The sequence below is a fragment of the Pedobacter cryoconitis genome, assembly GCF_014207135.1.
GTDB classification, from domain to species: Bacteria; Bacteroidota; Bacteroidia; order Sphingobacteriales; family Sphingobacteriaceae; genus Pedobacter; species Pedobacter cryoconitis_D.
In genome coordinates this window covers 692,347-717,687 of sequence record NZ_JACHCC010000001.1, presented here as the reverse complement: position 1 = coordinate 717,687, position 25,341 = coordinate 692,347, and the positions used below count along the sequence as shown (strand labels likewise).

General features: G+C 40.2%; 17 protein-coding genes. 2 read left to right on the top strand and 15 right to left on the bottom strand.

Annotated features, from left to right (window positions below; genetic code table 11):
- Window positions 1-79: 79 nt before the first annotated feature.
- From HDF25_RS02920 to HDF25_RS02900, 5 genes are all read right to left on the bottom strand, one after another.
- Complete coding sequence (locus tag HDF25_RS02920; RefSeq protein ID WP_184622554.1) at window positions 80-2,056, bottom strand: KUP/HAK/KT family potassium transporter; 1,977 nt, start codon at window positions 2,054-2,056, stop codon at window positions 80-82.
- A gap of 217 nt (window positions 2,057-2,273) precedes the next feature.
- Complete coding sequence (locus HDF25_RS02915; protein WP_184622552.1) at window positions 2,274-3,164, bottom strand: cation diffusion facilitator family transporter; 891 nt, start codon at window positions 3,162-3,164, stop codon at window positions 2,274-2,276.
- An 11-nt stretch (window positions 3,165-3,175) separates the two neighbouring features.
- A complete protein-coding gene (locus tag HDF25_RS02910; RefSeq protein WP_184622551.1) occupies window positions 3,176-4,369 on the bottom strand; it encodes an efflux RND transporter periplasmic adaptor subunit in 1,194 nt (397 codons plus the stop codon).
- Between the two features lie 19 nt (window positions 4,370-4,388).
- Window positions 4,389-8,768, bottom strand: coding sequence for a CusA/CzcA family heavy metal efflux RND transporter (locus tag HDF25_RS02905; protein ID WP_184622550.1), 4,380 nt, complete (start codon window positions 8,766-8,768; stop codon window positions 4,389-4,391).
- Window positions 8,769-8,901: 133 nt separating this feature from the next.
- Window positions 8,902-9,216: a DUF6660 family protein gene (locus HDF25_RS02900; protein WP_184622549.1), complete on the bottom strand. Its 315-nt coding sequence runs from the start codon at window positions 9,214-9,216 to the stop codon at window positions 8,902-8,904.
- A gap of 125 nt (window positions 9,217-9,341) precedes the next feature.
- On the opposite strand from HDF25_RS02900, the gene HDF25_RS02895 reads away from it, so the two are divergent.
- Entirely contained in the window at window positions 9,342-10,652 is a 1,311-nt protein-coding gene (locus HDF25_RS02895; RefSeq protein WP_260409303.1) for an NRAMP family divalent metal transporter, read from the top strand.
- A 27-nt stretch (window positions 10,653-10,679) separates the two neighbouring features.
- Window positions 10,680-12,479, top strand: coding sequence for a mechanosensitive ion channel family protein (locus HDF25_RS02890; RefSeq protein WP_184622548.1), 1,800 nt, complete (start codon window positions 10,680-10,682; stop codon window positions 12,477-12,479).
- Window positions 12,480-12,489: 10 nt separating this feature from the next.
- On the opposite strand, the gene HDF25_RS02885 is transcribed toward HDF25_RS02890, so the two are convergent.
- The 10 genes from HDF25_RS02885 to HDF25_RS02840 all read right to left on the bottom strand — a co-directional run bounded on the left by HDF25_RS02885 (window position 12,490) and on the right by HDF25_RS02840 (window position 25,295).
- Entirely contained in the window at window positions 12,490-13,980 is a 1,491-nt protein-coding gene (locus HDF25_RS02885) for a TPM domain-containing protein (protein ID WP_184622547.1), read from the bottom strand.
- 30 nt (window positions 13,981-14,010) lie between these two features.
- Window positions 14,011-14,775 carry a hypothetical protein gene (locus HDF25_RS02880; RefSeq protein ID WP_184622546.1) on the bottom strand — a complete coding sequence of 255 codons (765 nt, stop codon included), beginning with the start codon at window positions 14,773-14,775 and terminating at the stop codon, window positions 14,011-14,013.
- 40 nt (window positions 14,776-14,815) lie between these two features.
- The gene (locus tag HDF25_RS02875; RefSeq protein WP_184622544.1) at window positions 14,816-15,523 is read right to left on the bottom strand and encodes a hypothetical protein; all 708 of its coding nucleotides are present in this window, start codon (window positions 15,521-15,523) and stop codon (window positions 14,816-14,818) included.
- A 14-nt stretch (window positions 15,524-15,537) separates the two neighbouring features.
- Window positions 15,538-18,249, bottom strand: coding sequence for an OmpA family protein (locus HDF25_RS02870; RefSeq protein WP_184622542.1), 2,712 nt, complete (start codon window positions 18,247-18,249; stop codon window positions 15,538-15,540).
- 6 nt (window positions 18,250-18,255) lie between these two features.
- Window positions 18,256-18,735 (bottom strand): DUF4280 domain-containing protein, encoded by a 480-nt coding sequence (locus HDF25_RS02865; RefSeq protein ID WP_184622540.1) that lies wholly within the window; start codon window positions 18,733-18,735, stop codon window positions 18,256-18,258.
- Between the two features lie 3 nt (window positions 18,736-18,738).
- Complete coding sequence (locus HDF25_RS02860; protein ID WP_184622538.1) at window positions 18,739-19,734, bottom strand: hypothetical protein; 996 nt, start codon at window positions 19,732-19,734, stop codon at window positions 18,739-18,741.
- Window positions 19,735-19,749: 15 nt separating this feature from the next.
- The gene (locus tag HDF25_RS02855; protein WP_221450837.1) at window positions 19,750-20,718 is read right to left on the bottom strand and encodes a DUF2931 family protein; all 969 of its coding nucleotides are present in this window, start codon (window positions 20,716-20,718) and stop codon (window positions 19,750-19,752) included.
- 197 nt (window positions 20,719-20,915) lie between these two features.
- Window positions 20,916-21,872 carry a DUF2931 family protein gene (locus tag HDF25_RS02850; RefSeq protein ID WP_184622534.1) on the bottom strand — a complete coding sequence of 319 codons (957 nt, stop codon included), beginning with the start codon at window positions 21,870-21,872 and terminating at the stop codon, window positions 20,916-20,918.
- Between the two features lie 70 nt (window positions 21,873-21,942).
- Window positions 21,943-23,457, bottom strand: coding sequence for a T6SS phospholipase effector Tle1-like catalytic domain-containing protein (locus HDF25_RS02845; protein ID WP_184622532.1), 1,515 nt, complete (start codon window positions 23,455-23,457; stop codon window positions 21,943-21,945).
- A 2-nt stretch (window positions 23,458-23,459) separates the two neighbouring features.
- Window positions 23,460-25,295: a type VI secretion system Vgr family protein gene (locus tag HDF25_RS02840; RefSeq protein WP_184622530.1), complete on the bottom strand. Its 1,836-nt coding sequence runs from the start codon at window positions 25,293-25,295 to the stop codon at window positions 23,460-23,462.
- Window positions 25,296-25,341: the final 46 nt, after the last annotated feature.

Below are 25,341 nucleotides of genomic sequence, written 5' to 3'. Positions count from 1 at the left end.
TTATATTTTAACTAAGTTAAAAAACATTTAATTACGATAAATCAGTAATCATTCTAAATTAGACAGTCTACCAGGTATACTAATAAGGGGCCGAAGCGTCTACTCTTGTCAGATATATATTACTTAAAGGCTTAACTACCAGTGGTATTTTCTCAATCCTTGTCTCACTTGTATCTAAACCAAAAGCTTTGGCTTCGGACTGGGCGAGTTTCTTAATGGCAAAATAGCTGTTCAGAATAAATCCTTCACTCACACTGAATTCATTGTTATAAGAAAGAAATTTCTCCATGATCACAAACTGGAAATCAGCTGCAAGGTGATATTTCCTTAAAGACTCGTAACGGCTGGTGATATCAACTTCCTTACGGCTTACCATATCTTCAACAACCTTACGGAACAGGACATTTACTCTGGGATGTATTCTGAAACCCAGACGGAATTCGACACGGATTACCTTATCATTCTCTAATTCCTCTACGCTGTACTCCATGGTATAGGGTTCATCTGTACGATGAATGTGAACAAACCAATAAACATCCGCTCTTTTAGGTTTCCGGCTTAAAATCGAATACATGATTTTCTGCTCAATCTGTTTATGATTATTAGCCTTGGTCAGATAAATCAGGTGGGTAGCAAATTTAGAAACACCCTGATCTTCGCTCAATGCGGTCAGCAAAGGAATCTGATCTTTCAAATCGATAAAGTGCAGGAAGCGATTATTAATTTTTCTTGCCCTGAACCAGATATACATGGTAAATATCAGACCGAATTCAAATACCAGGAAGAACAGTCTTTTCAGAATTTTCACCGCATTAGCTACGAAAAATGAGAATTCAACACATAAGAATACACACAGGATAATGGTCACCAGCCATACCGGCCAGTGTTTCACATACCGCATAAAGTAATACATCAGAATAGTGGTCATCAGCATTGCTATCGTGATCGAGAAACCATAAGCTGCTGTCATTGCTGCAGAAGTACGGAAATACAAAGAAACGGCGATACAGCCAACACACAAAATCCAGTTAATACTTGGAATATAAACCTGTCCTCTGATATTAGATGGATATTTCACGGTTATCTTAGGCCAGAAATTCATACTGATCGCTTCACTGATCAGGGTGAAAGATCCGCTGATCAGGGCCTGACTGGCAATAATGGTAGCCAGTGTTGCAATAGCGATACTTGGAATTAAGAAAGCATGAGGAACCATTTCGAAGAATGGATTAATCCCGTTAAAATCTTTATTGGCTGGCTGCATTAATACCCATGCTCCTTGTCCAAAATAGTTCAGCATTAAAGCAGTCTTTACAAAGATCCAGCTCACCTGAATATTTTTACGGCCACAATGTCCCAGGTCAGAATACAGTGCTTCTGCACCTGTAGTACACAGGAAAACTGCACCTAAAAGCCAGAAACCTTTAGGATGATCAATTAATAATCGTGCTCCGTAATATGGGTTCAGGGCTTTTACAATCTGCGGATAATGTACCATTTGCATAGAGCCAATCACAGCAATCATTACAAACCAGAGAAACATCACAGGCCCGAATGCTGCCCCTACTACCCCGGTACCAAACTGCTGGAAAAAGAACAGTAAGATCATAATTGTAATTACAATGATCAGAACGACATCATTGCCTGGTACAATAATAGAAGCAAAAGCGGGTACAAGACTTAAACCTTCAATAGCCGAGGTTACGGATATCGGAGGTGTAATAATTCCATCGGCCAGTAAAGTTCCGGCCCCTATGATCGCAGGAATGGCGAGCCACTTCCCATAACGTCTGACCAGTGCGTAAAGTGAAAATATCCCCCCCTCACCTCTGTTATCAGCCTGAAGTGTAATGAAAATATATTTGAATGTAGTTTGAAGTGTCAGTGTCCAGAAGATACAGGAAATTGATCCGAGCACAAGGCTTGCATTTACTTTCCCTCCCTCAATTAATAAGGTCTGAAATACGTAGAGTGGTGAAGTACCAATATCTCCGAAAATTATTCCCAATGTTATCAGCGCACCCGCTGCTGTTAACTTTTTAAGATTTGGACTCATCGATTGTATAATTATTAAGCATAACCGGTTATTATTCTTTTTTAAAATTGTCCGCGAAAATAGCGAACTTTTAGGGAAAGAAACAAACTAACAATCAATTGATTAAAGAGATAAATATTTAATCAGAATCCACCGGATCTCTTCCTATTAGTATAAATATACAATATAAATCATTCAATATGCCTGGTTAAACCAACAGGCATATTGAATGAACTGGTCAGAGATGGGTCGGCTCTTCGATAAAACCAGGCACTTCCAGCTGCAATGTAGTATGAGCGATCTTAAAATTATTTTTAATATGCTCCTGAAGCGTTTGTAAAACCAGCTTCGTAGCAGCACCTTTTTTTAATATCACATGTGCTGTCATGGCATTAACTCCTGAAGTCAGTACCCAGACATGTAAGTCATGTAAATCTGCAACTCCCTCTACCTGTAGCATCGTTCTGCGCAATTCAACGATATCTACTTCCTTTGGTGTTCCTTCCAGCAGTATGCTTATCGATTCCTTCAATAGCATCCATGTTCTGGGTAAAATAAAAAGACCTATTCCGGCAGACAATAAAGGGTCTGCATAGTACCATCCGGTAGTTAGCATAATCACACCAGCCACAATAACCCCAACGGAGGTCAGCATATCAGAAAGTACTTCAAAGTAGGCCCCTTTCATATTCAGGCTCTCGCCTGAACTTTTTCTCAGGATGAGCATACCTGCGATATTGACCAGTAAACCAACAACTGCCACGAGCATCATATCCTTACTTTCCACTTTCGGCGGATCAAGGAAACGCAGATAAGCCTCGTATAATATATAAACAGAGATAAATATCAAAACGACTGCATTGGCCAGGGCAGCTAATATTTCTGCCCTGTAATAGCCGTAAGTACGTTGTCCGGTAGCTTTACGTTCTGCATAATTAATAGCGATTAAAGCCAGGGCCAGCCCGCCTACATCGGTTAACATGTGTCCGGCATCAGCCAGTAAAGCCAGGCTTTTGGTCATAATCCCTCCTATGACCTCTACAATAAGGTATAACAGGGTAAATCCGAGCACAAATTTCAGGCGGCCTTTATTTTTGCTGGCCTGAGATAACGTGATTTGCTGTTCCATATGATCGACGATTAATCTTCTTCACTATTTTTCATTTTTGAGATTAAGTCATATGCCCCTTTGGTCACTATTTTAGCGCCTGACAGATCCAGTCCTTCGGGAAATTTAACTTCTACATATCCTGCATCGGCCGGGCCAACAGTAACTTCAATCAGCTTAAAATGATAATTAACCTTTTTATCTGCCTCGCTCTGGCCAGTCTCTGTAAATACATATTTCTTTCCGGCAAAATCTGCTATTGCAGCTATCGGCAAAGCATTTACTTCTTCAGTACCGGTTTCAATCAATGCATTCAGGTAAGCCCCTGGTATCAGGTTTTTGCTTTGAAAACCCGAAATACAGTGAACAGTAACTGTTTTATCTTCATTAATTTCCCTACCCACCAGAGTCACTGTAGCCGTCCGCTCCTCCGCCTCGTTTTGCAATGAGAACCGTACTTTCTGTCCTTTCTTTACTAAATCTACGTCTTTTTGAAATACCTTCAGCTCTACATGTAAATTAGCGTTGTTTACAATTTCAAACATCACATCATTCGGGCTTACAAATTTACCCGCATTGACATTGACCTTGGTTACATAACCATTAATCGGTGCATAGATATTAATTGTACTGCGGATATTTGCAGGTGTCAGTGTCGCTGCACTGATATTGATGAGTAACAATCTTTGTCTGATGGCACTCTCTCTGGATAACATGGTCTGATACTGAGATCTTGCCTGCTGCAATACCTTTTGTGCATTCACATTTTGTCTGGCCAGCTCCTGCTGTCTTTTATACTCCGAATCGGCAAGTTCCAGCTGGCTTTTATTTTCAAGATAATCCTGTTGCAGCTGTACGTACTCCTGATTTTGAAGTACAGCAATGACCTGACCTTTTTTCACAATAGAGCCCTGTAATAAAGGAGTAGATTTAACAATCCCTCCCATCTGTGTGGTAATACTGATCAGGTTTTCAGGTGGTACATCTATAAAACCTGTCACTTTAAGTACCCCACTGATTGCTTTCCGCTCTACTTTTCCCAGGGTAATCCCACTGGTTTTATACTGTGCCTCATTTAATTGCACAGTATTTTCCTCTTCCTTAGCCGGTGCTTCTTTTGCAGGTGTTTTATTCTCCGCCTCTTTTTTATTTCCACAGGAAACTATAAATAAAGCAGATATCGCAAATATATAGATGGCTTGTTTAACTGGAATGACTCTTTTCATTATTATATTTTTTAAGCTATTATTTTAAATCGATTAGATACTGAAGGGTATATACAGACTGGTTATACTGATTAATTGCCTGTAAATAGTTGAAACGGATATCAGAATAAGTCCGCAGCGCCTGCGAAAATTCGATATAACCGATTTCTCCACTCTGAAAAGCTATCTGTGATTGTTTCAGGATCAGGTTCACATTTGGCAACGCATTTTTCTCATAGTAAGCGATACTACGTGAATTCTTGAGCAGATCCTGCTCTGCCTGTTTATACTGTGTCTGTAAATTAGTCTGAAACAGCTTATACTCTGTTTGCGCAATCTGCTTTTCTATTTTGGCCGCTTTAATCCTGCCAGCAAATGGTTTATAAAATAATGGGATGGAAATTCCTGCCTGTATTCCCTGGAAACGTTTACCAGAACCGAAATACTGATCCTGCCCATTGATATTCTGCGTACCGATAAGGGATTGATTAAAATAGCCTACTGTAAAATCGGGTCCACCTTTGGCCCGTTCGACTTTTAAAGTCTGATCAGCAATTTCAACCTGTTGCTGTTGTAAAGCGAGCAGAGAGGTACCAGTCAGGCTATCTGGAACAGCCTGGCTCCACTCCTCTTTCTTTAATTTCCCGGCCATTACATCAACTGGTTCCTGAGTATTCAGCAGCCTTTGTAATTCGGCACTATAGATTTCGATATCAGCACGGTTTTTCTCGGACTGGTTCCTGACCTCATTCAACTGGGTTTCGGCCGAAGCACTTTCCAGCAAATTGGTTTCACCCGTTTTATAACGCAGTGAAGAGGCTTTCAGAAAGTTGCTGAAAATCGAATCCTGACTCTTGTATAATTGCTGGAGTGCCTTGAAATAACTTAGCTGGGCATAGGTACTTTTGACCTGGCGGATCAGCTCGTTTTGTGTAACTGACAAATTAAGCTGGCTGCTGCGAACCTGTGCCTCATACAGGTTACGCTGGCTCTTCATCAGACCAGGAAAAGGGATATTCTGCTGGATGGAAATGTTATTATCCCTTTTGACACTGTTAATCTGACCATATTGTAAATTCACACTGGTTTTTCCTAAATCAAAGGCACTGCTTTTAAGCGCCTGTTGTTTATTAATTTGTAACTGGGATGATCTAACCTGCTGATTCTTATTCAGTGCAATTTCAACGGCCTGCTGTACGGTAACCGGTCTGCCGCTGATCTGGCTTTGCGCCATAGTTTTTGAAGGAATAAAAGATAATCCCATCAGGAAGACAACTGCTGCAGTTGTAATTTCCTTTTTGCCTTTTTTAAAGCTTTCGAAATATGTATATAACACGGGTAATACAAGTAAAGTTAAAATAGTAGAGGTCAGTAATCCACCGATAACAACTGTTGCCAGGGGTTTCTGTACCTCAGCGCCTGCAGCAGTGGACAATGCCATAGGTAAAAATCCTAAGGAAGCTACCGTAGCAGTCATCAGTACTGGTCTTAAACGCAGTGCCGTTCCTTTCAGGACAATCTCCTTCAGATCGGTGATTCCACTGGCTTTTAACCGGTTGAACTCTGTAATGAGCACAATACCGTTTAAAACTGCCACCCCGAATAAGGCGATAAATCCAACACCAGCTGAAATACTGAACGGCATTCCGCGCAATAAGAGCGCAAATACTCCTCCGATAGCTGCCATTGGAATTGCTGAGAAAATCAGTACCGACTGTTTAACAGATCCGAAAGAAAAATAAAGTAATAACAGAATCAGCAGCAAGGCTACCGGAACGGCAATAGATAACCTTTCCTTAGCTGCTTTCAGATTCTCAAACTGTCCACCATAAGTGATATAATAGCCGGCAGGTAATTTGATCTTTTCATTGATTTTTTGTTCAATCTCGTTCACTACAGTAGCTATATCACGGCCACGCACGTTCAATCCTACAATGATCCTTCTTTTGGTATCTTCGCGCTGGATCTGATTGGGCCCGATCTGAAACTCTATAGCGGCAAGCTGGGTCAGTGGGATTTTACTTCCGTTAGGTGCTGAGATATAAATATTTTTCACATCATCAATCCCTTGTCTGTTCTGTTCTGACAAACGGACAACCATATCATAACGTCTTTCCCCTTCATAGACCAATCCGGCCGACTGACCGGCAAAAGCCGAATTAATAGCCTGATTGACAGTCTCGATGTCTATACCGTAACGGGCCAGCTGGTCACGGTTGATTTTCACCACAATCTGCGGCAAACCTGTGGCCTGCTCTAAATAAAGATCTTTTGCCCCATCAACGGTATTGACAATTTTCCCGATCTTCTGAGAGATATCCGTCAGTGTCCCTAGATCATCACCAAATATCTTAATCCCAATATCCTGCCTTACACCCGAGATCAACTCGTTAGAACGTAACTGAATAGGCTGTGAGAAACCAAAAGTAACACCGGTAACCTTGTCCAGGGCCCTGGCCATCTTTTCAGCGAGTTCTTCTCTGGATGTCGCACTTACCCATTCCTTTTTATTTTTCAGGGTAATCGTTAAATCTGTAGCTTCCATCGGCATCGGATCTGTCGGAATTTCCGCAGCCCCCACTTTACCAACGACTTCTATGACTTCGGGGAATTCTTTCAATAAAATACGGGAAGCCTGGTTGACCTTATCTATACTCTGACTTAATGAACTTCCAGTCAGTAAACGTGTTTCAACAGCGAAATCACCTTCTTCCAGGGTAGGAATAAACTCACCGCCCATCCGTGTAAATATAACGACGCTAATCAATAACAACACGGCTGATAAGACTACAACGAGCATACGTTTACGTAAAGCGCCGTTAATTAAAGGTGTATAATACCGCTGAAAAAAGTCCATCATGCGATCCGAAAAATTCTTTTTGGTTACTGATTTTTTGCTCAGTAATAAAGAAGACATCATCGGCACATAAGTCAGTGATAACAGGAATGCACCTAAAATAGCGAAGGAAACGGTTTGTGCCATTGGCCCGAACATTTTACCCTCTATACCAACCAGGGCAAGGATAGGCAGGTACACGATCAGAATAATAATCTGCCCGAAAGCTGCTGCACTCATCATCCTGGTCGCAGACTGCTCAACCTGAGCATCCATCTCCTTTTGTGTCATGGCCTGTTTCAGTTTACGCTCGCCGAGCAGGTGCATTGTCGCTTCGACAATAATCACCGCTCCATCGACAATCAAACCGAAATCGATGGCCCCCAGACTCATCAAGTTACCAGAAACGCCAAAAACATTCATTAAGGAAATGGCAAACAGCATAGCCAGTGGAATCACTGAAGCCACGACAATACCTGCCCTGAAATTTCCGAGGAAGAGCACCAGTACAAAAATAACGATCAATGCACCTTCGATCAGGTTTTTAGCTACTGTACCAATAGCACGGTCAACCAAAGCACTCCTGTCCAGAAAAGGCTCAACGACTATCCCATCGGGAAGTGTCTTATTGATCCTTGCAATCTTTTCCTTTACCTGTTTCACTACGTTATTGGCATTCGAGCCTTTTAACATCATGACAATCCCTCCGACAGCTTCTCCCTGACTCTTCTCTGTTGCCCGGGTAAGAGCACCATAACGGATTGCATTTCCAATCTGCACAGTGGCAATATCGCGCACCAAAACAGGAATTCCGGTACTGGTATTTTTAACTACGATTTTATTGATATCTTCAATATTTCCAACCAGGCCCTCACTACGAATAAAATAGGCATTGGGTTTTTTATCAATATAAGCTCCGCCGGTATTCTGGTTATTTTTCTCCAGTGCTTTAAAAACATCACTGATGCTTAAATTATAACTATTCAGCTTATCGGGATCCATCGCAATTTCATATTGTTTGAGTAAACCGCCAAAACTGTTCACTTCTGCAATTCCGGGAGTACCTAATAACTGTCTTCTTACAATCCAGTCCTGAATACTACGCAATTCCCGGGCATCGTATTTCTTCTCAAATCCTGGTTTTGCATGAATTACATATTGATAAATTTCACCCAGCCCGGTTGAAATAGGTGATATTTCAGGGTTTCCGATTCCAGGGGGAATATTGTTTTTAGCTTCTGAGAGTTTTTCATTGACCTGCTGCCTTGCCCAGTAAATGTCAACTTTATCATGAAAAACAATGGTCACCACCGAAAGCCCGAAACGGGAAATAGAGCGTACCTGTTCAATTTCGGGAATGGTAGACATGGTTTGTTCAACGGGAAAAGTAATTAAGCGTTCAACTTCCTGGGTAGCCAGGGAGGGACTTAAGGTAATAACCTGTACCTGGTTATTGGTAATATCCGGCACGGCATCAATCGGTAATTGTTTCAGTGAATATACACCCCAGGCAATCAGCGCGAGGGTAAACAGACCAATCACCAGTTTATTGTGAATAGAGAACTTTATGATCTTACTTAGCATATCTTATTTATAATGAGATATCAAAGAATAAATTCCATACAGAATTTGTCTGATCCTTTGATAAAAGCATTGATGGAAATAATAAATAATAACCTGTTTCATGCGTGAAGCATAAACAGAGCAATGAGGATGGCTAAGAAACTAACTGAGGGGGCTGCCAGATCGGGAGATCAACAGCTATAAATTTTCCGGCAGAATGCGCAGAAAACAAAATGACATGTTCGGTAAACGGAGTAGCAATAACCTGTGCTTCTTTAGTTACCGAAGCGGTAGCACAACAGGCACAGTTACAGAAAGGCGTACAGGCATCATTGCTTTTTTCACTGTGGTGAGTTGCAATTGCCTGTTCGGTATTTGTATTGCCATTCAGAGAGGCTATAACATCACCACATGGCACTAAATTAAGTCCCAGCACTAATATGATCCCTATGAATGATAATAATCTCATGTAATTGAGACGAAGGTAACAAAGAAATTATTGAATTGCCTAATTTATTCGAAGTATGCAATCCGGTTGCAGTCCTCACTGATAAAAAAATCAATTGATAAACATAGCCTTAAATAAGTATATTTATGGCATACATAACCTATATGCTCGAACCTGAAACGCCTAAACCCCGTAGAAAGAAATTTTGGAAATTCTTCACTGTATTAGGCCCTGGCCTGACCACAGGTGCAGCAGATGACGATCCGTCTGGTATAGCTACCTATTCACAGACCGGAGCCCAGTTTGGCTACGGTCAGCTTTGGACTGCGCTTTATATGTTACCGTTTATGATAGCTGTACAGGAAGCTTGTGCCCGGATCGGTATGGTCAAGGGCAAAGGAATTGCAGCGGTAGTCAAAGAACATTACAGCCGACCTGTACTCTATGCTGTTGTCGCCCTGGTTGTCATCGCCAATACAATTAACATTGGTGCGGATATAGGTGCAATGGCCTCAGCAGCCCAGTTACTGGTACCCGTACACTTCGTCATACTGACTCTTTTTTTTACATCAGTTATTTTAATACTTGAGATTTTCACGAATTATAAAGCCTATTCTAAAATTCTGAAATGGCTGGCCATCTCTTTACTTGCTTATCCCATTACAGTATTTATTGTCCACCAACCCTGGCCAACGGTGCTGAGAGCGACGGTGATCCCTCATTTTGAGCTGAATTTTGCTTTTGTATTTATCATTACCGGAGTGCTGGGCACAACAATCTCGCCTTATATGTTTTTCTGGCAGGCCTCGCAGGAAGTAGAAGAACAACCAGACAGGCATTTAATCCGGAAAGGCAAAGTCATCAATGCCAGACGGATTAAAAATATGCGTATTGATAATATGGCTGGTATGATCATTTCAGAGTTTACAACCTGGTGTATCCTTTTGGTTGGGGCTACCGTACTGCATGGTAGTGGGGTCAAAGATATCAATACAGCAGCCGATGCTGCAAAAGCACTGGAACCATTGGTGCATTCATTTCCTAATGCTGGTTTTCTGGCTAAACTGATCTTTTCAATAGGTATTATCGGATTAGGTTTACTGGCTGTACCTGTCCTTTCCGGTTCGGCCGCCTATGCTGTTTCGGAAGCTTTTCAATGGAATGCGAGTTTAAATCTCAAATTTAAAAAAGCATACGGTTTTTATGGGGTGATTACAGTCGCAACTATTATTGGACTCCTGATCAATTTCATTGGGATTGACCCTGTTAAAGCACTTGTTTATGCCGCTGTACTCAATGGTGTAGCTGCTGTACCCTTATTATTCCTGATCGGCAGAATTGCGATGAGCAAAGAGATCATGGGCGAAAATAAAAGTGGTCTGCTCTCCAATATCCTGGTCTGGATCACTTTTGTGGCTATGGGAGCTGCTGCAATAGCTATGTTTTATACCATTTAGAACCTGATTAAATTTGTTGTAATTTATATGAGATTAAAATTATTCCTTTTTAGTATCTCACTGTTAGTTTTCACAGCATCCTACGGACAGGACTCTGTAAAAAAGGATACACAAAATATTAATGAAGCTTTACTGTTAAAGGATCAGCAACAGCAAAAGATTGATTCCCTGGTAAAAATTCAGTTAAAGAACGAACTTCAGCTGGCCGCAGGAAATAGTAAAAAGACTTTAGAGCTGGAGAAAAAAATCCGCCAGATCGCGGTCAATGATTCTTTAAGAAAGATACAACAGCTTGAAAAAATACAAGTTTTAAAAAAGAATGCAAAGGGTTATCCTGTTCGTTTAAACACCGATACCTTATTTTACATCTTCGTCAGAACTGGTTCTTTCAGTGCCCTGGAACGGGCAGAAGCTATTTCTAAAAAGATCGTAAAACTTTATGATGATCCTTTTTATAAAGCTGACTCTCTGGTTGTCAGTCCAAATGAGAATAGTTTTGACCTGATCTATAAAGATAACGATGTACTGATGACCGTAGGTAATCTGGATGGCTTATGGTTTGCCAAAAGTAACGAGCAGCTGGCTAAAGAATACCTGCATAAAATTAAACAGAGCATTGCAGCCGAAAGAAAAGCAAACAGTCTGGTCAACTGGCTGAAGAGAATTGGTCTGGTAGTCCTGATCATAGCTTTATTAACGGTGATCATCTCAGTTATCAATCGCTTGTTTAAACGGATAGCCTCATTTTTATCTTCTAAGCGGGAAAGCTACCTCAATCTATTAAAAGTCAGGAACATCAAAATCTTCACACCCGAACATTTTGAGAATGTGTTGCTCAGGATCAATAATATCTTCCGTATTGCTGTTATCATTCTGATCATTTATCTCTCCCTCCCCTTGCTGTTCAGTATTTTTCCTGAAACAGAAGCCTGGACGGGCACTTTATTAGGTTGGATATTAAGCCCGCTTCAAATAGCTTTAAATGCCATTGCGCATTATCTGCCGAATCTGTTTACTGTAATGGTCATCTATTTTATCTTTAAATATGTGATTAAGGGAGTCAAATATTTCTTTTATGAAATAAAACTGGGACAGATACAACTCAGGGGCTTTCACTCAGACTGGGCCATACCAACATTTAATATTCTGAAAGTGATCCTATATGCTTTCATGCTGATCCTGATATTTCCATATCTGCCAGGGTCAGGTTCTCCGGCATTCCAGGGTGTATCTGTGTTTCTCGGTATTCTGATCTCTCTGGGGTCATCAAGTGCAATTACAAATATCGTTGCAGGGCTGGTCATTACCTATATGCGTCCTTTTAAAATTGGCGACAGAGTAAAAATAGGAGAAGTTGTAGGTGACGTACTGGAAAAAACCATGCTGGTAACCCGGATCAAAACTATCAAAAACGAAGATATTACAGTACCAAACTCTATGGTCCTTTCCAGCAGTACAATCAATTATTCAAGCCATACCCGAAAAGAAAGCCAGGGCCTGATTGTTCACCAGACACTTACACTGGGTTATGACATCCCTTTTGAGCATATTTACAACATGCTCACACAGGCCGCCTTAAAAACGGAGTATATCCTGTCAGAACCCAAACCATTTGTACTGCAAACGAGCCTGGATGATTTTTATATTTCTTATCAGATCAACGCCTATACCAAAGAAGCCAATAAGCAGGCTATTATCTATAGTAAGTTATTTGAAAATATTCAAAATGAGTTTAATGCCGCAGGAGTAGAAATTATGTCTCCGCATTACACGGCAATGCGAGATGGAAATGCATCGGCAATGCCACCGGCGGGATCTTCATCGTAATTTATACCGGCTACCAGTTTCCGCCGGCACCACCACCACCAGTTTCTCCTCCGCCCCAGCTACCACTGTCGGAGGAGGAACTGTCACTACTACCTGATGACCCTGAATCCTTGTCCCTGGTGGACAGTATCGGCAAAACAATCATTTTGATCAGTTCCTCATACCCACAATTCTCACAAATACGGACCTTCTTTCCTTCTCCTTCTTTTTGATAGGTGGGGTTGATAACAGGAACGGTCTTCTGATGACTGAACGTCCTGAAGTTACATTCCGGACAAAGATCAAATGAGCTATATTGAGCACCGGGATAACCCAAAACTTTCTGTTCGTTTTTACTTATCCAGATATCATAAGTATTGACACCCAATTTTTCTTCTTTCTGTTGTCCTTTACTTAAGTAAGGCGTACCATTTTTGTTCTTATTCCGGTCCACTCTGCTCATCTCCATATTTTGAGAATCAACCAGTGGTTTAAAACGGCCTGCAGATTTTTTCTGACGATTACCCTCAATAATCAGGACTAACAGAATCAAGGGAGATCCAATCAGATACCATTTTGCACCCTGGTTTAATGTTTGGACCGCTGTATTGAAGCTTAAATCATCTACGTTAGCCTTTCTGATTGCACTCAGCGAATTTAAATACCTGAACAGTAAGATAAAAGAGAGAAAAACGTATAAGACCAGAGCAACATTAAAAATGTTGTGTTCTTTAAACCACGAACTCACAGTGCCAAAACCCAGGATGACCACCAGTGCAATGATCAGCAAGATTAATCCCCCGCAGCCTATCCCGTTTGCTTTATCATAAACAACTGCATGTTTAGCTTTCTCCTTTGTGACACGCGGCGTTTTCTTTTTGATATCTCTCAGAGTCAGCGCAAAGAGACCGATGACCAGTGCATTGATCGCAATAACCGGGATCCAGGGATAAGATTCTTTTTTATCCTCCCCCAGCAACTGTTCCAGCTCTTTTCGATTAGCTGGCTGCTCCAGATAACTGGCAATCGTCTGTAAGGCCTGGTTTGTTCCATATCCATAATTACCGGCCCGGAAAGCAGGGATAAAATAATGATCACCTATCCTTTTCAGTGCGGCATCGGGCAGAAGCCCTTCGAGCCCATAACCTGTAATAAAGCGATATTGTTTCCTGTCTGTAGCAATGAAAAGCAACAATCCATTATTAGCTTTACTTTTCCCCACCCCCCATTTCCTGAATAAATTAAGGGCAAAATTGTAAGGATCTTCATTTTCTTCAAAATTACTGACCACAGCCACAGCAATTTCAATTTTGGTTTTACCTTCTAGTGTTGCAATAGTCGTGTTTAATGAATCTACCGCAGCACTGCTCAAAACCCCATCCGGATTACTGACATAATTATTCCCTGTAGCTTTAGGATCAGGAAACTGATCTATAGTATAGGCGTGTTGCTGCGCATAAGAAAAGCTGGTCCCTGGCAAAAGAAAGAACAGGAGGCAAATGATGATTTTTTTTAAAGACATCAGGGATAATTTTATGATCCGGAACAGGTACTAAATTACTTCAAACTCAGTTTTACCTTCTGGTATATAAAACAAGAGATCTAGACTAATTTCTTCTTTCTTTTCCAGGTTTTGTAAAAACAGTGCAGGCTCTCCGTTTACTCTTCTGTAAGCGGCCATCTTTCCATTAGCATAATAGTGAAATACAGCATCCGGTGCCATTGGCATCACCTCAAACCCATCCTCAAAATCTTTAATGAGATTTGCTACCCGTCTTACAGATTCCCCTTCACTCAGGTACATACTGGTTGCCATGATGTTTTCCCTGTTGGCCAGCGCATTTTTAAACTGATCGTATTGTTTGTTACGGATTGACAATGCCAAACGGTCGTAAGCCCTTTTCAATTTCAGGCCTGTATCTTCTACATCTTTCAGGTTAACTCCTTTGCGCCAGCCTTCAAGCTGATAGGGTATCTGTGCATTAAACTGATCCAGTTTCCGGCTATAAGGCAGAGGTTTCTCAGCTTTAGGAAAGACATATTCTTTCAGTTGTTCCTTAAAAACGAACTCATAACTCACATCATAGAGTTTCACGCGGTACTCCAGAGAGGCATTTGGATCTACTGTCGTTTGTCCCGAATGGGGAAGTATTTTAGCGTCGATAGTCTGGATTCCATTCTCCAGAATAGCAAAATTCACAGGTACCATAGAAGAGGCCTGCCCTGGCAAGTCAAGGATAATAACCGGAACATCGTTAACCCTGATCTCAAACAGACAGGTCGATGCGCTAAATTCAATTACATAATATGGTTTCAATGTGATGTTCTTAATGTAAATTAATAATTAGTTACAGTACTTATTTACTTCCTTTAGCTAAAGCCCCCTTAATCAATCCAACCGCATCAATCGCATAACCTTTCTGTCCAAGTAGATTATAGAAATCCTTGTTGTCATTTTTAAATACAGCAAGGTTTGAGACTTTGACACCTGTTTGATTCAGTTCCTGTAAAAGGACGTATATGATATCACCTTTCACCCAGACGTATTGTTTAAAATTAACACCGCTATCACTATCTTTAGGAGAATTGTTGACAACCGGTTGCCCAACTTTCTGTTCGATGGCTTTAACCAGAGCATTGTTTGGTACAGCAGAGTAAATTCTCAGTTCATACATCGCCAGTTCACCGCCCTTTTCCTTATAATGAAAAATAACCTTACTGGTCATATTATCCGCCTCACCGGCAAGAGGGATCTGATTATAAATTAATAATTTAGGAGAAGTACTTTCTGATCTGTCATAACCAAACAAGGTCTTCTCTTCAGAAGGACTGGCACTCACTTTAACACCGGAAAGCTGATCAACAGACTGGATCGTTTCTTTAAAGGTCAGGCTGGCCAGATCAAATCCGCCCGAAACCGGCGTCGCAGGTTCAACTTTATGAACTGTATCCTGATTAACCGCAGCCTTGTTCACAGTATCCTTATTTTCATTCTTTCCATTATTTTTAGAATCACAAGATTGAATAGTCATAGCAAATAGAATAACAAAAATGGTTGTTTTCATGTTTTAGTTTTTATTTAGGAGTTTCTAATTAATGGTATATCTGCACTTATTCCTGCATATTTCTCTAAATTTTTCACAACATCAAATTCAGGGATCAGCATGACTGTTTTATCAAAATCAGCCAGGTTATAATTTTTCTCAGTGGCAAAGAAGCTCTTTTTAATAGAGATCCCCACTTCGGCTTTAACAACGAATTTAACTTTTAGTCCTTCAAAAATCAATTCAGGTCTGTAATTAAGCCCTTTTCCATCGTAGTTCAGATTATGACCAAAGGTTATTGCGGCAGAACCAGTAGCTTTCAGTACGCCTTTAAGATAGGCCTCAACACCAACAACAACGACCTTTCCTTTGGCTTCAATTCCCGCATCAATAGTAACTGTTAAGGTTGCATCGAGCTTCGAATTGGACACATTCCTGTCGGATTTGGTATTAATGGTCAGATTAGTTTCACCTTGTATAGTACCCTTAATGATCAGATCAATATACATTTTTAACGTAACTGAATGTCCATCGTCACCCACCCAGTCTCTTACATCATCAAATATCTCCTTAGCCACAAGGTTTCCCGTACCCCCGGTAAAAACCCCTACCACCCCCTGTACAATTCCATCTAACAGATCTATTTTAAGTTCCATACCAATAATAGGTTTGGCTTGAAAATAAAACTTAATCTCAGTACCTATTTCATTGGTTTTCTGCATTTTACGCTCACCTCTTTGCAGCTGCCATTCAGCACCCAGACAGAAATTAGGTTGCTGAATAGAAATAGCCAAACCCATAGGCATTTTTTTCACCTTCCCTTTTGTCGTATCAGTAATTGCTTTAGAGACTTCTTTCAAAGAAGCAAATATCTTATAGAGCCACTTAATCTTTTCATCATATTTAGCGGTGAACTCGTTATGACCGCCATATTTAGATCCTTCTTTATTCCAGTTCGCCTCTAATACTACACCAAAATCAACCTTTACATTCTGATTGGACTTTTCTGCCCCGATACGACCAGCCTGCTGCTGCATCTTTTTATGCTGATCAGGGCTTAATTTCTGCCATTTAACACTGAGTGCTTCACTCAGGTTTAAATAGAAATGAAAATCCCATTTAATATCTGAATAGGTTACAATTGCAACAGTGGGCCGCTCTATATTTGAAAAATACCTGCAGCTGTTGATGTAAAAAAGAAATTTGTTTGGCGGATTCAGGATAGGCCAGATATAACTGATCGGAAAAGCATCTAATTTAGCAAGATCTGAATAAACAGCTGTATGGATCTGGTCCCCGTCCATGGCTAATTCATAGGTGGGATTGGACCCCTCTTTTAAAGCAGCAATCTTGACGACCTTTATTTTCTTGTTATTATGTAAAGGTGTTCTCAGGCAGCCCTTAATGGTAAAATCCTTGATAATTAAAGGCATTTTCTTTTTAAGGTCAAAATCTCCTGCGAAGGTTTCATAAACTATATTTTCAGCATTATTTTCAAAGATCTTGAACAGGATTGTCGTTCGTCTGTTCATCTGATGCTGTGCCTCGGTAAGATGATCACCTTTAATAACAAGCATTGTTTTCCCGTATCCTTTAGCCGTTATCCTCGATTGGGTAACTCCCTTTCCTACCAGATAGTCTACCGCAGTTTTGGCTCTCTTTTCGGATAGTGTCATGTTAAATGCGTCAGTACCACGGTTGTCTGTATGCGATCCTAATTCAACGGGTACATAGGGCGATTCCAGTAGAAAAGTGGCCAGTTTATCCAGTACAGAACGTGCAGAACCCGTTAGGTTCCATTTAGCAAAATCATAGTAGATCTCCTCAGACCTTGAAAAAGAATCTTTTTTCAATCCCTTTACACCCAGTTTTCCCTCATCAAAGAGTAGAAATTTCTCTCCGTCTTCTATGATCTGGAGCTGTGTGAAACTACAAGGTTCATATCGTTTGATATTTAAATCACTCTCTCCGATCTTTACAGGCAGGTTGTTAACCGCACCTGCAACCGTTTTATTATAAATGACATCCTTAATCTTTAAGTAACGCGCATGCGAATCATCATTATGTTCATCAACAACATAATTCGGCGCCCCGTCAATCCGAACTTTAACATACAGCTCATGGGTTAGTTTATCCCCCCCAATCTTACTGTACCAGGCATAAGTATTTCTGATTTTCAGGTTAACCTCACCATTAAAACATTCGACACTGGTATAGGTAAAAATATTTTTGTCTGGTCCCCATTGGCGGCTGTAAACGGTTATGGTTAAAGTATAGCCATTCAAACCTTCAGTAATCATGTTCAGGTTAATGTCCTCGCCATAACTTATCTCTTCTTTTTTACGGATATCCGCCCCGTTTGGCTCCATACTCCAGACAGAACTGATAATTCTTGGAGGACTGTAACCGCGTACATAAATCCCAGAAGTTGATTCATAATCTGGCTTATCACTTAAGCTTGCTCCCAGGTAATAGACCTGTGCACCACTCAGTTTTTTGGAGATTACAAAATTACTGAGAACCGGGCTGCTACCCTGGTACTGTACAATAATCTCTTTTTTCTTATTGTCCTGCAACCTCCAGAATACTTTCTTCTTTTCTGCCTCAGTTGTACCGGGAAGCCATTCAGCAACACTAAAGGACGAAGAAGCACCACCAGGTAAAACCAGTACCTTCCCCCCGCCCATTTTAGGATAATAGATATTAGTGGGCGCCAGGGCTATTTTTTTTATTCCTTTATCAGCCATTACAAATTAAGATAAAATGATTCCTTCCGCTGTGAATTTTGGATGATTGAGTGCCTTTGGGTCAACCGCTGGATTTAATGCTTTCTGGACCTTAGCATTAGCTTTCTGCGTGTGTTCTTTACTCACTTCAGCAGATTGCCCGTGTTTGACTACTTTAATACAACCCGCCCCGCCTATCGGACAGGTGGCTTTACTATCCTCGGTCAAAACCTTCCCTCCATTAGTCAAAGTGGCCTTTTCATAAAAGCCCTTCCACTCGGTTACTACTGTCTTACAGGGTCTGTTGTTCTGTTTGGAGCAACTACCAAAGGTATTACTGCTAAAAGTTGAGCCACCGATATCTTTTGTACTGGCAATCAGCTTAGTACTACCATCTTTATCATTGGCATACTCTTTTGTCTGGCTTAATACTTTCAATTGATCGGGCGCAGATCCAAAATTACATTGACATACTGCCCCTTGAACGACTATATATTTCTCTGCCATAACTTAACCAAATAACTTTTTTATAAATCCGGATACTCCGGCTGCCTGCTCATGTTTCTCTTTCTGAACAGAGTCTTTAGCCAGCTGTTCTTCTGACTGCTTGTCTGCACCAGATATTTCATACATGCTTATACTGATTATCTCTTCCTGCTGTAGCTTCATATTCCAGGAAACCTCCAGGGCCTCTATACTTTTAGTAATTGCATTCAAAGCGTATCTGGCCTTATAACCAGCCTCCACTTTAGGAATGGTTTCATCTTCAAAGCGCATAGTCGCATAATCATCTTCCCTAATCATATCACCAATACAGCGATCATCTATAGAAACTCCTTCATGTCTGATTTCTATCTGACCATCGGGATTATATACCGGGCTGACAATTTGTTTAACCGAAAACTGCCATGGCGCTGCCTGACCGGTCAATGGAAAATTAAGCTCTGTTAGAATACCCTCATCATTTTTATAGGAGCAATATATCCCGGCAAAAAATGTCCGGATCACCAGGTCTTTACTGATTACCTCATTCAGCTGATGCTGATCCGCAATAACGGATTCTGTGACTTCAAGATAATGTATCACATCCTCTCCGACAAAATAGTCAAGTATGGATTCTTTAGTACTTTTCCAGCGTTCCCGTAAATCCTCCGGATTAGCTACAGAAATAAACTCTCCCTTAAAATTAACCAGGACCTGTAAAGGATAAAACACTGCCCCTGTTTGTAAAGCAAGCTGATCCGCAACAGATTCGGGTAAAGTGTCGTTAATGTAAACCTGACTCACCCGGTCTATTTCAAACAGCCTCCGATCATCGGCAACAGTCTTTTTATAGGTAAATGAGGTTTCATATTTTAAAACAGTTTCAGCATCAGCTGATTTAAAAACCTGGCGCAATCCATACACCCTTTTAAAATAAGGAGGTATAAGTTGCAACAAAACAGCATGATTTGAAGCAAATGAAACCTGTTTAGCAGGTGTCTCAACGTTTATTTCATTTCCCATTGTTCATGTAATTAATCAGTCAGACGAATAATTTGTATCATGCTGAGTTTTTGCTTTCTGCTTCTCTATTTTTACACTTTCCCCATCTGTTTTCAACGTAACTGCGACTGTATATTCATTAGGATCAACTTCAAAGTGTAATTCTCCTTTTCCACTTTGAGGTATTCTGGCAAATGCCGCCTGGATTTCATTTTGATCAAAAATAATCTCAGTGATCATTTTACGACTTTTCTGGTCAAACCATTCCACATTTATTTTTTCAGGTACCGCTCTTTGCTGAGCAGTATCATTTGCAAGCGCCGAATCGAAAATCTGCTCCTGTTCCGAATTCAAATAAGACAGCATGAGCTGATAGAATTTTACCTTATCCGAATTAACAGTAAAACTCACGTTATACCGCTTTAGCCATTTCTCAGCGAGGTCATATTGAATTCCATCTTTTTTAAATTGTGCCCTTAATTCAGGAGACATCATACGCTCATAGCTTTCTTTAACAAATCCAGGTTTGAACATATATTCAGAATCAGGTCCCAGATCTTTTAGCGTCAGTTTAATTTCTTTAGCTTTGAACTGGCCAACTTCAATCTGCTTGCTACCTCCTGACAACCACAAAACAACAGTACCTCCCGGAGTCATACCTACCGTTAAATAGTCATAAGTTCTTTGTTTATTAGTATAACGGTCCATATATCCCTTTTTGAACAGATCAGATACCCTCTCTTTAGGTAAAACAAACTTACCATCATAAAATTTGTCCTCAGCATAGGATAACCAGGTTATTGACAAACTATCCGGAAGTGCTTTTTTATCTGGTCCGGCTACCATTACACAACCACTATCCCCCCAACCAGCTCCCACAAAATTACATCTGGGCAGATCGGGGCCAATTTCATTTTTCGTGATAAATTCTCCCCGGATAATTTTAATTGGATATATTTCCGGAGCACCAATAGTGGGAATCCACTCATATTTTTCAACTTGCATTCCTTGACATGATGATAATTGGATAATTAATATCACTTGTAAAATGACTAGTTTAAGTATTGTGAATTTATTAACCGACATAAGGAATCCTTTTAGGCTGTTGATCTTCAGTATTTGGTTGAAAAGGTTCTCCAATTCCATTTCGAATATTGTTTATTTCGTCTCCCATTGTTCACGTAATTAATCAGTCAGGCGAATTAATCTGCATCATGCTGAGTTTTTGCTTTCTGCTTCTCTATCTTTATATTTTTCCCATCTGTTTTCAGCGTAACTGCGACTGTATATTCATTAGGATCAACTTCAAAATGTAATTCTCCTTTGCCATTCTGAGGTATTCTGGCAAATGCTGCCTGGATCTCGTTTTCATCAAAAATAATCTCAGTTATCATTTTACGACTTTTCTGGTCAAACCATTCCACATTTATTTTTTCAGGTACCGCTCTTTGCTGAGCAACATCACTTAGTAACGCTGAATCAAAAATCTGTTCCTGCTCAGAATTCAAATAAAATGGCATGAGCTGATAAAATTTCACCTTATCCGAATTAACAGTGAAATTCCAGTTATACCGCTTTAGCCATTTCTCAGCAAGATTATATTGAATTCCATCTTTTTTAAATTGCTCCTTTAATTCAGGAGACATATTTCGCTCATAGGTTTCTTTAACAAATCCAGGTTTGAACATATATTCAAAATCAGTTCCCAGATCTTTTATCGTCAATTTAATTTCTTTAGCTTTAAACTGGCCAACTTCGATCTGTCTTCTGCCTCCTGACAACCATAATACAACAGTACCTCCTGGAGTCATCCCCACTGTTAAATAGTCATAAGTTCTTTGTTTATCAGTATTACGGTCCACATATCCCTTTTTGAAAAGATCGGATATTCTTTCTTTAGGCAAAACAAATCTCCCATCATAAAACTTATTTTCAGCATAAGATAACCAGGTTATTGACAAACTATCTGGAAGCGCTTTTTTATCAGGTCCAACAACCATTACACAACCACTCCTTCCCCAACCAGCTCCTACAAAATCACATCGCGGCAAATCGGGGCCAATTTCATTTTTCGTGATAAATTCTCCCCTGATAATTTTAATCGGGTATATTTCCGGAGCACCTATAGTGGGAATCCACTCATATTTTTCAGTTTGCATACGTTGACATGATGATAATTGGATAATTAATATCAGTTGTAAAGTGACTAGTTTAAGGATCGTGAATTTATTAACCGACATAAGGGATTCTTTTACGCTGTTGATCTTCAATATTTGGTTGAAATGGCTCTCCTATTCCATTAAAGGTTGCGGACCAGTGCAAATAATTATTGCGTAACACCCTTATCCTTTTTTGTTCTTCTAATTCTTTATTAAAAGCTGAAGGAGTTATTTTATTGTTTTTAAGGGCATCTTGCAACTGACTGTAATATTTAAATTTAAGTGGCTCATGATTATCAAAAACATAACTATGCAACCTGATTTTCATAAAGCCTAATAAATCGTCAGGACTTGTACTGATTGGATATTTTTGTTCAAGAAATGCCCGATCAAAGGACAGAGGGGTTGGATAATTTACTGCAAACTCACACATAAAATGAAGCGTTATATAACTATAGGCTTTCTTTAAATTTCTTCTTCCCGATAACTTACCCAAGAAACTATGAACTTCGAGCTGCTCATCCTTATACCAAGACTCGGCAATAAGACGATTCTTTTCTGCTACTAATTCATCGTTATATCCCATTAAAATCTCATCTACATATTCCTCTCCGTCAGGATAACTGCCACCAATATCAGAATGCACGCCCGGAAAATCTTTTTCTATTCCCTTAGAGCCTGCACTTTGTATACGGGTAAGCGCAAAATACTTCCGATGTTCATCAGCCGCAGTAAAATGAATTACCTTTTCAGCTTTAAAAAGTTGGTTTAAGTGTAATTCCCCTACATCATTGCTGAAATCCGGTGAGACGGAGAACCCTCCCTTATTAAAAGAAGACACCGTATCGAATAATCCCACAAAGCGGATCTTAATCTGATTCACTTTTAATTTTCGTTCTAATAAGATCTTACCTAATTCACCTCCGGCAGGCATTTCGTCGAGCGTTGTCTCATGACCATTGGCGTCATATTTAGTTTCACTAAAAGAAGTATTTGATGTTGGTGCATAGCTGGGTTTAGTTACTTCATAGATGAAGTGTCTTGCTGCTGCTGCGCCTCTGCTAAAACCAAAGACATCGATCGTTAATGTACCTATCCGCTTGTTTGCAACTTTTAAAATTGTATCTACAATATTTCTACACCCTTTTTGCACTTTAGCAGGAATACCGGTATCTCCGGCCCCAAAACCAGAACCTATGGTTGAATCAGATTCACCATCTTCAGTACCGATCCCTTCAATATAAGTTGAAACCGTATAACCTTTTTCCTTATATGAATAAAAGAGCCTTGCCACATTTGAATAATCATTTCCATAACTTCCCTTCCCCTTTCCGGCGTCCTTATGTTCCGTATTGTATTTATTGTTTAAGGTCCCATCAAAGAAAACACCAATGACGATATCTATCTCGTCAACCGTAGTAAACTTCATTTCCTCAGGTTTACCAAAGACAACACCGTCGGTGGCTTTCTCATTGATCTGCCCCGAAGCATTTGACTGCATGGTCTTCGCATAAGAGATATGATCGAGCTTTGAGACCTCATTCATATGTCCGTTAGAAATCTTTGTGATATTACCTTTAATCATGACTAAAACAGATTACTTTTTTCTCCGCTGTTATTATGTATTGTCTTGGCGGCATGTTTAGTAATACTACCTTCAGTACTGCTCATGTTAAGTGCGCCCGCAGCTGTTTTAGTAATATTCGTCGCTTCACTCTGAAAAGCATTCACCGCTACTTCTGTAATATTAGCCGCATTTAGTGTATAATCAGCCCCTATACTAATCTGGCCGTTCACTCCAACCTGTGTGCTCATGTTATGACTGGCAGTCATGGTAATGTTCTGTCCTACCATGACATCCAGGTTCTCTGCAACATTGATCTGCATATTCTTAGAATTCAGCGTCATATTCTCATTCGCTGTAATCGTAATATTATTCCCGGCAGTATCTATATGAATGACATTCTTATTAATATCGGTAATGGTAATTCCATGACCGGATGGCCCATCATTAAATTCAACCAGGTGACCGCTTCTGGTGGCAATGCTTTTCATATGATTGGCATCTGATCCACCACCACCGGTAGAACCATGAAAAATACTTCCCATTACAAAAGGTCTGTCCGGATCATTGTATCTAAAACCCACAATAACCTGATCGCCTACCTCTGGGATAAACACATAACCTCTGTTTTTTGTAAAAGGGTCACTGGTTCCGCCATCAGGTGTCAATACCCTGATCCAGTCAGTAGTTTCATTATTTTTTTGCCATAACATCTGTACCTTAATTCTTCCTGTCTGAGAAGGATCATTGTTATCAGTCACGATCGCAACCTGAGACTCCGCCTGAGGTACATGAACTTTTTCGACAGGTAATACCTCTGTATCTGCTGGAACTCCTTTGAAAGTGTTCGTATATCTGCTTAAACCATCAATATGATGTGTAATTTCCGTAATTAAAAACTTACTTAAAGAGTCCTGGTTGAATGCACCTGTATCAATTTTACGGGATACATATACATCAGCTATACTGCCGATATTCAAGGCAGTATTAGTACTCTCTCCAGTAATGTCCGATAAGTTTGAGGCCATCGCTGCCTTATGTTTTGCCGCCAGTTTATCCAGCTGACTTTTATTTTCGACCCTTGGTTTGATCGGATGATTTACGCTGCTGTCATACACCGAAGAAGACTGTTGTAAAGCATGCTGAGAAAAACCATTTAGTCCATCTACATGATCTGGAGCCTGTGTATCCAGTGTGGTATTCTCCTGAGAACGGTAAGAAAAGTATGAAAAGTTCATCGGCTGAATACGAACAGCCATATTCATGACGTTCAGGTTCTGGCCATGTACCAGCTTAACAGATTTCTGATCGGATGGTTTACCAAAATGGAGTACTTTGCCATCATAATAGAAAAACTCTCCATATTCTGAGCTTAAACGGTTGATAAAGCTGAAGTTACTCTCTTTAAACTGTGTAATATATTTAAGAGATTCGCGGTAAGCTGGTTTTACAGCAAAATCCATATCATTCGAGGCTAAACCAGAAGTTGCTTTCTTAACGATCGCATCGAGTTGCATATCACTGAATGATAGCATCTTTCCTCCGGTTTCCAATAAAATTGTAGGTGAGTACCCTTTGACAATCAGGTTTCCCCTGAGTCCATGACTCTGAGAAAGGTTCACCTCGCAGACTACTCCCTTAAAGGCAGTATTTCCCTGGTCAATACTGACTACGAAGCTTTTTCCAATCCATGCTTTGGACTGGTCTATTTTGAAAGATCCCGTTTCTTCAATGACGTCCTGGTTAATGATAAGTTCAAATTCATGATGGCGGTTAAATGCCTGCGTGATTCTGAGGGAATTAAAATGAACGATTGCTTTATCATCAATTTGTATTTCCAGATTTATTTTCTTTTCCATCGGTTGGAATTTCTGCGGTTTGAAGGTTGATTATTTTGCAAAATGC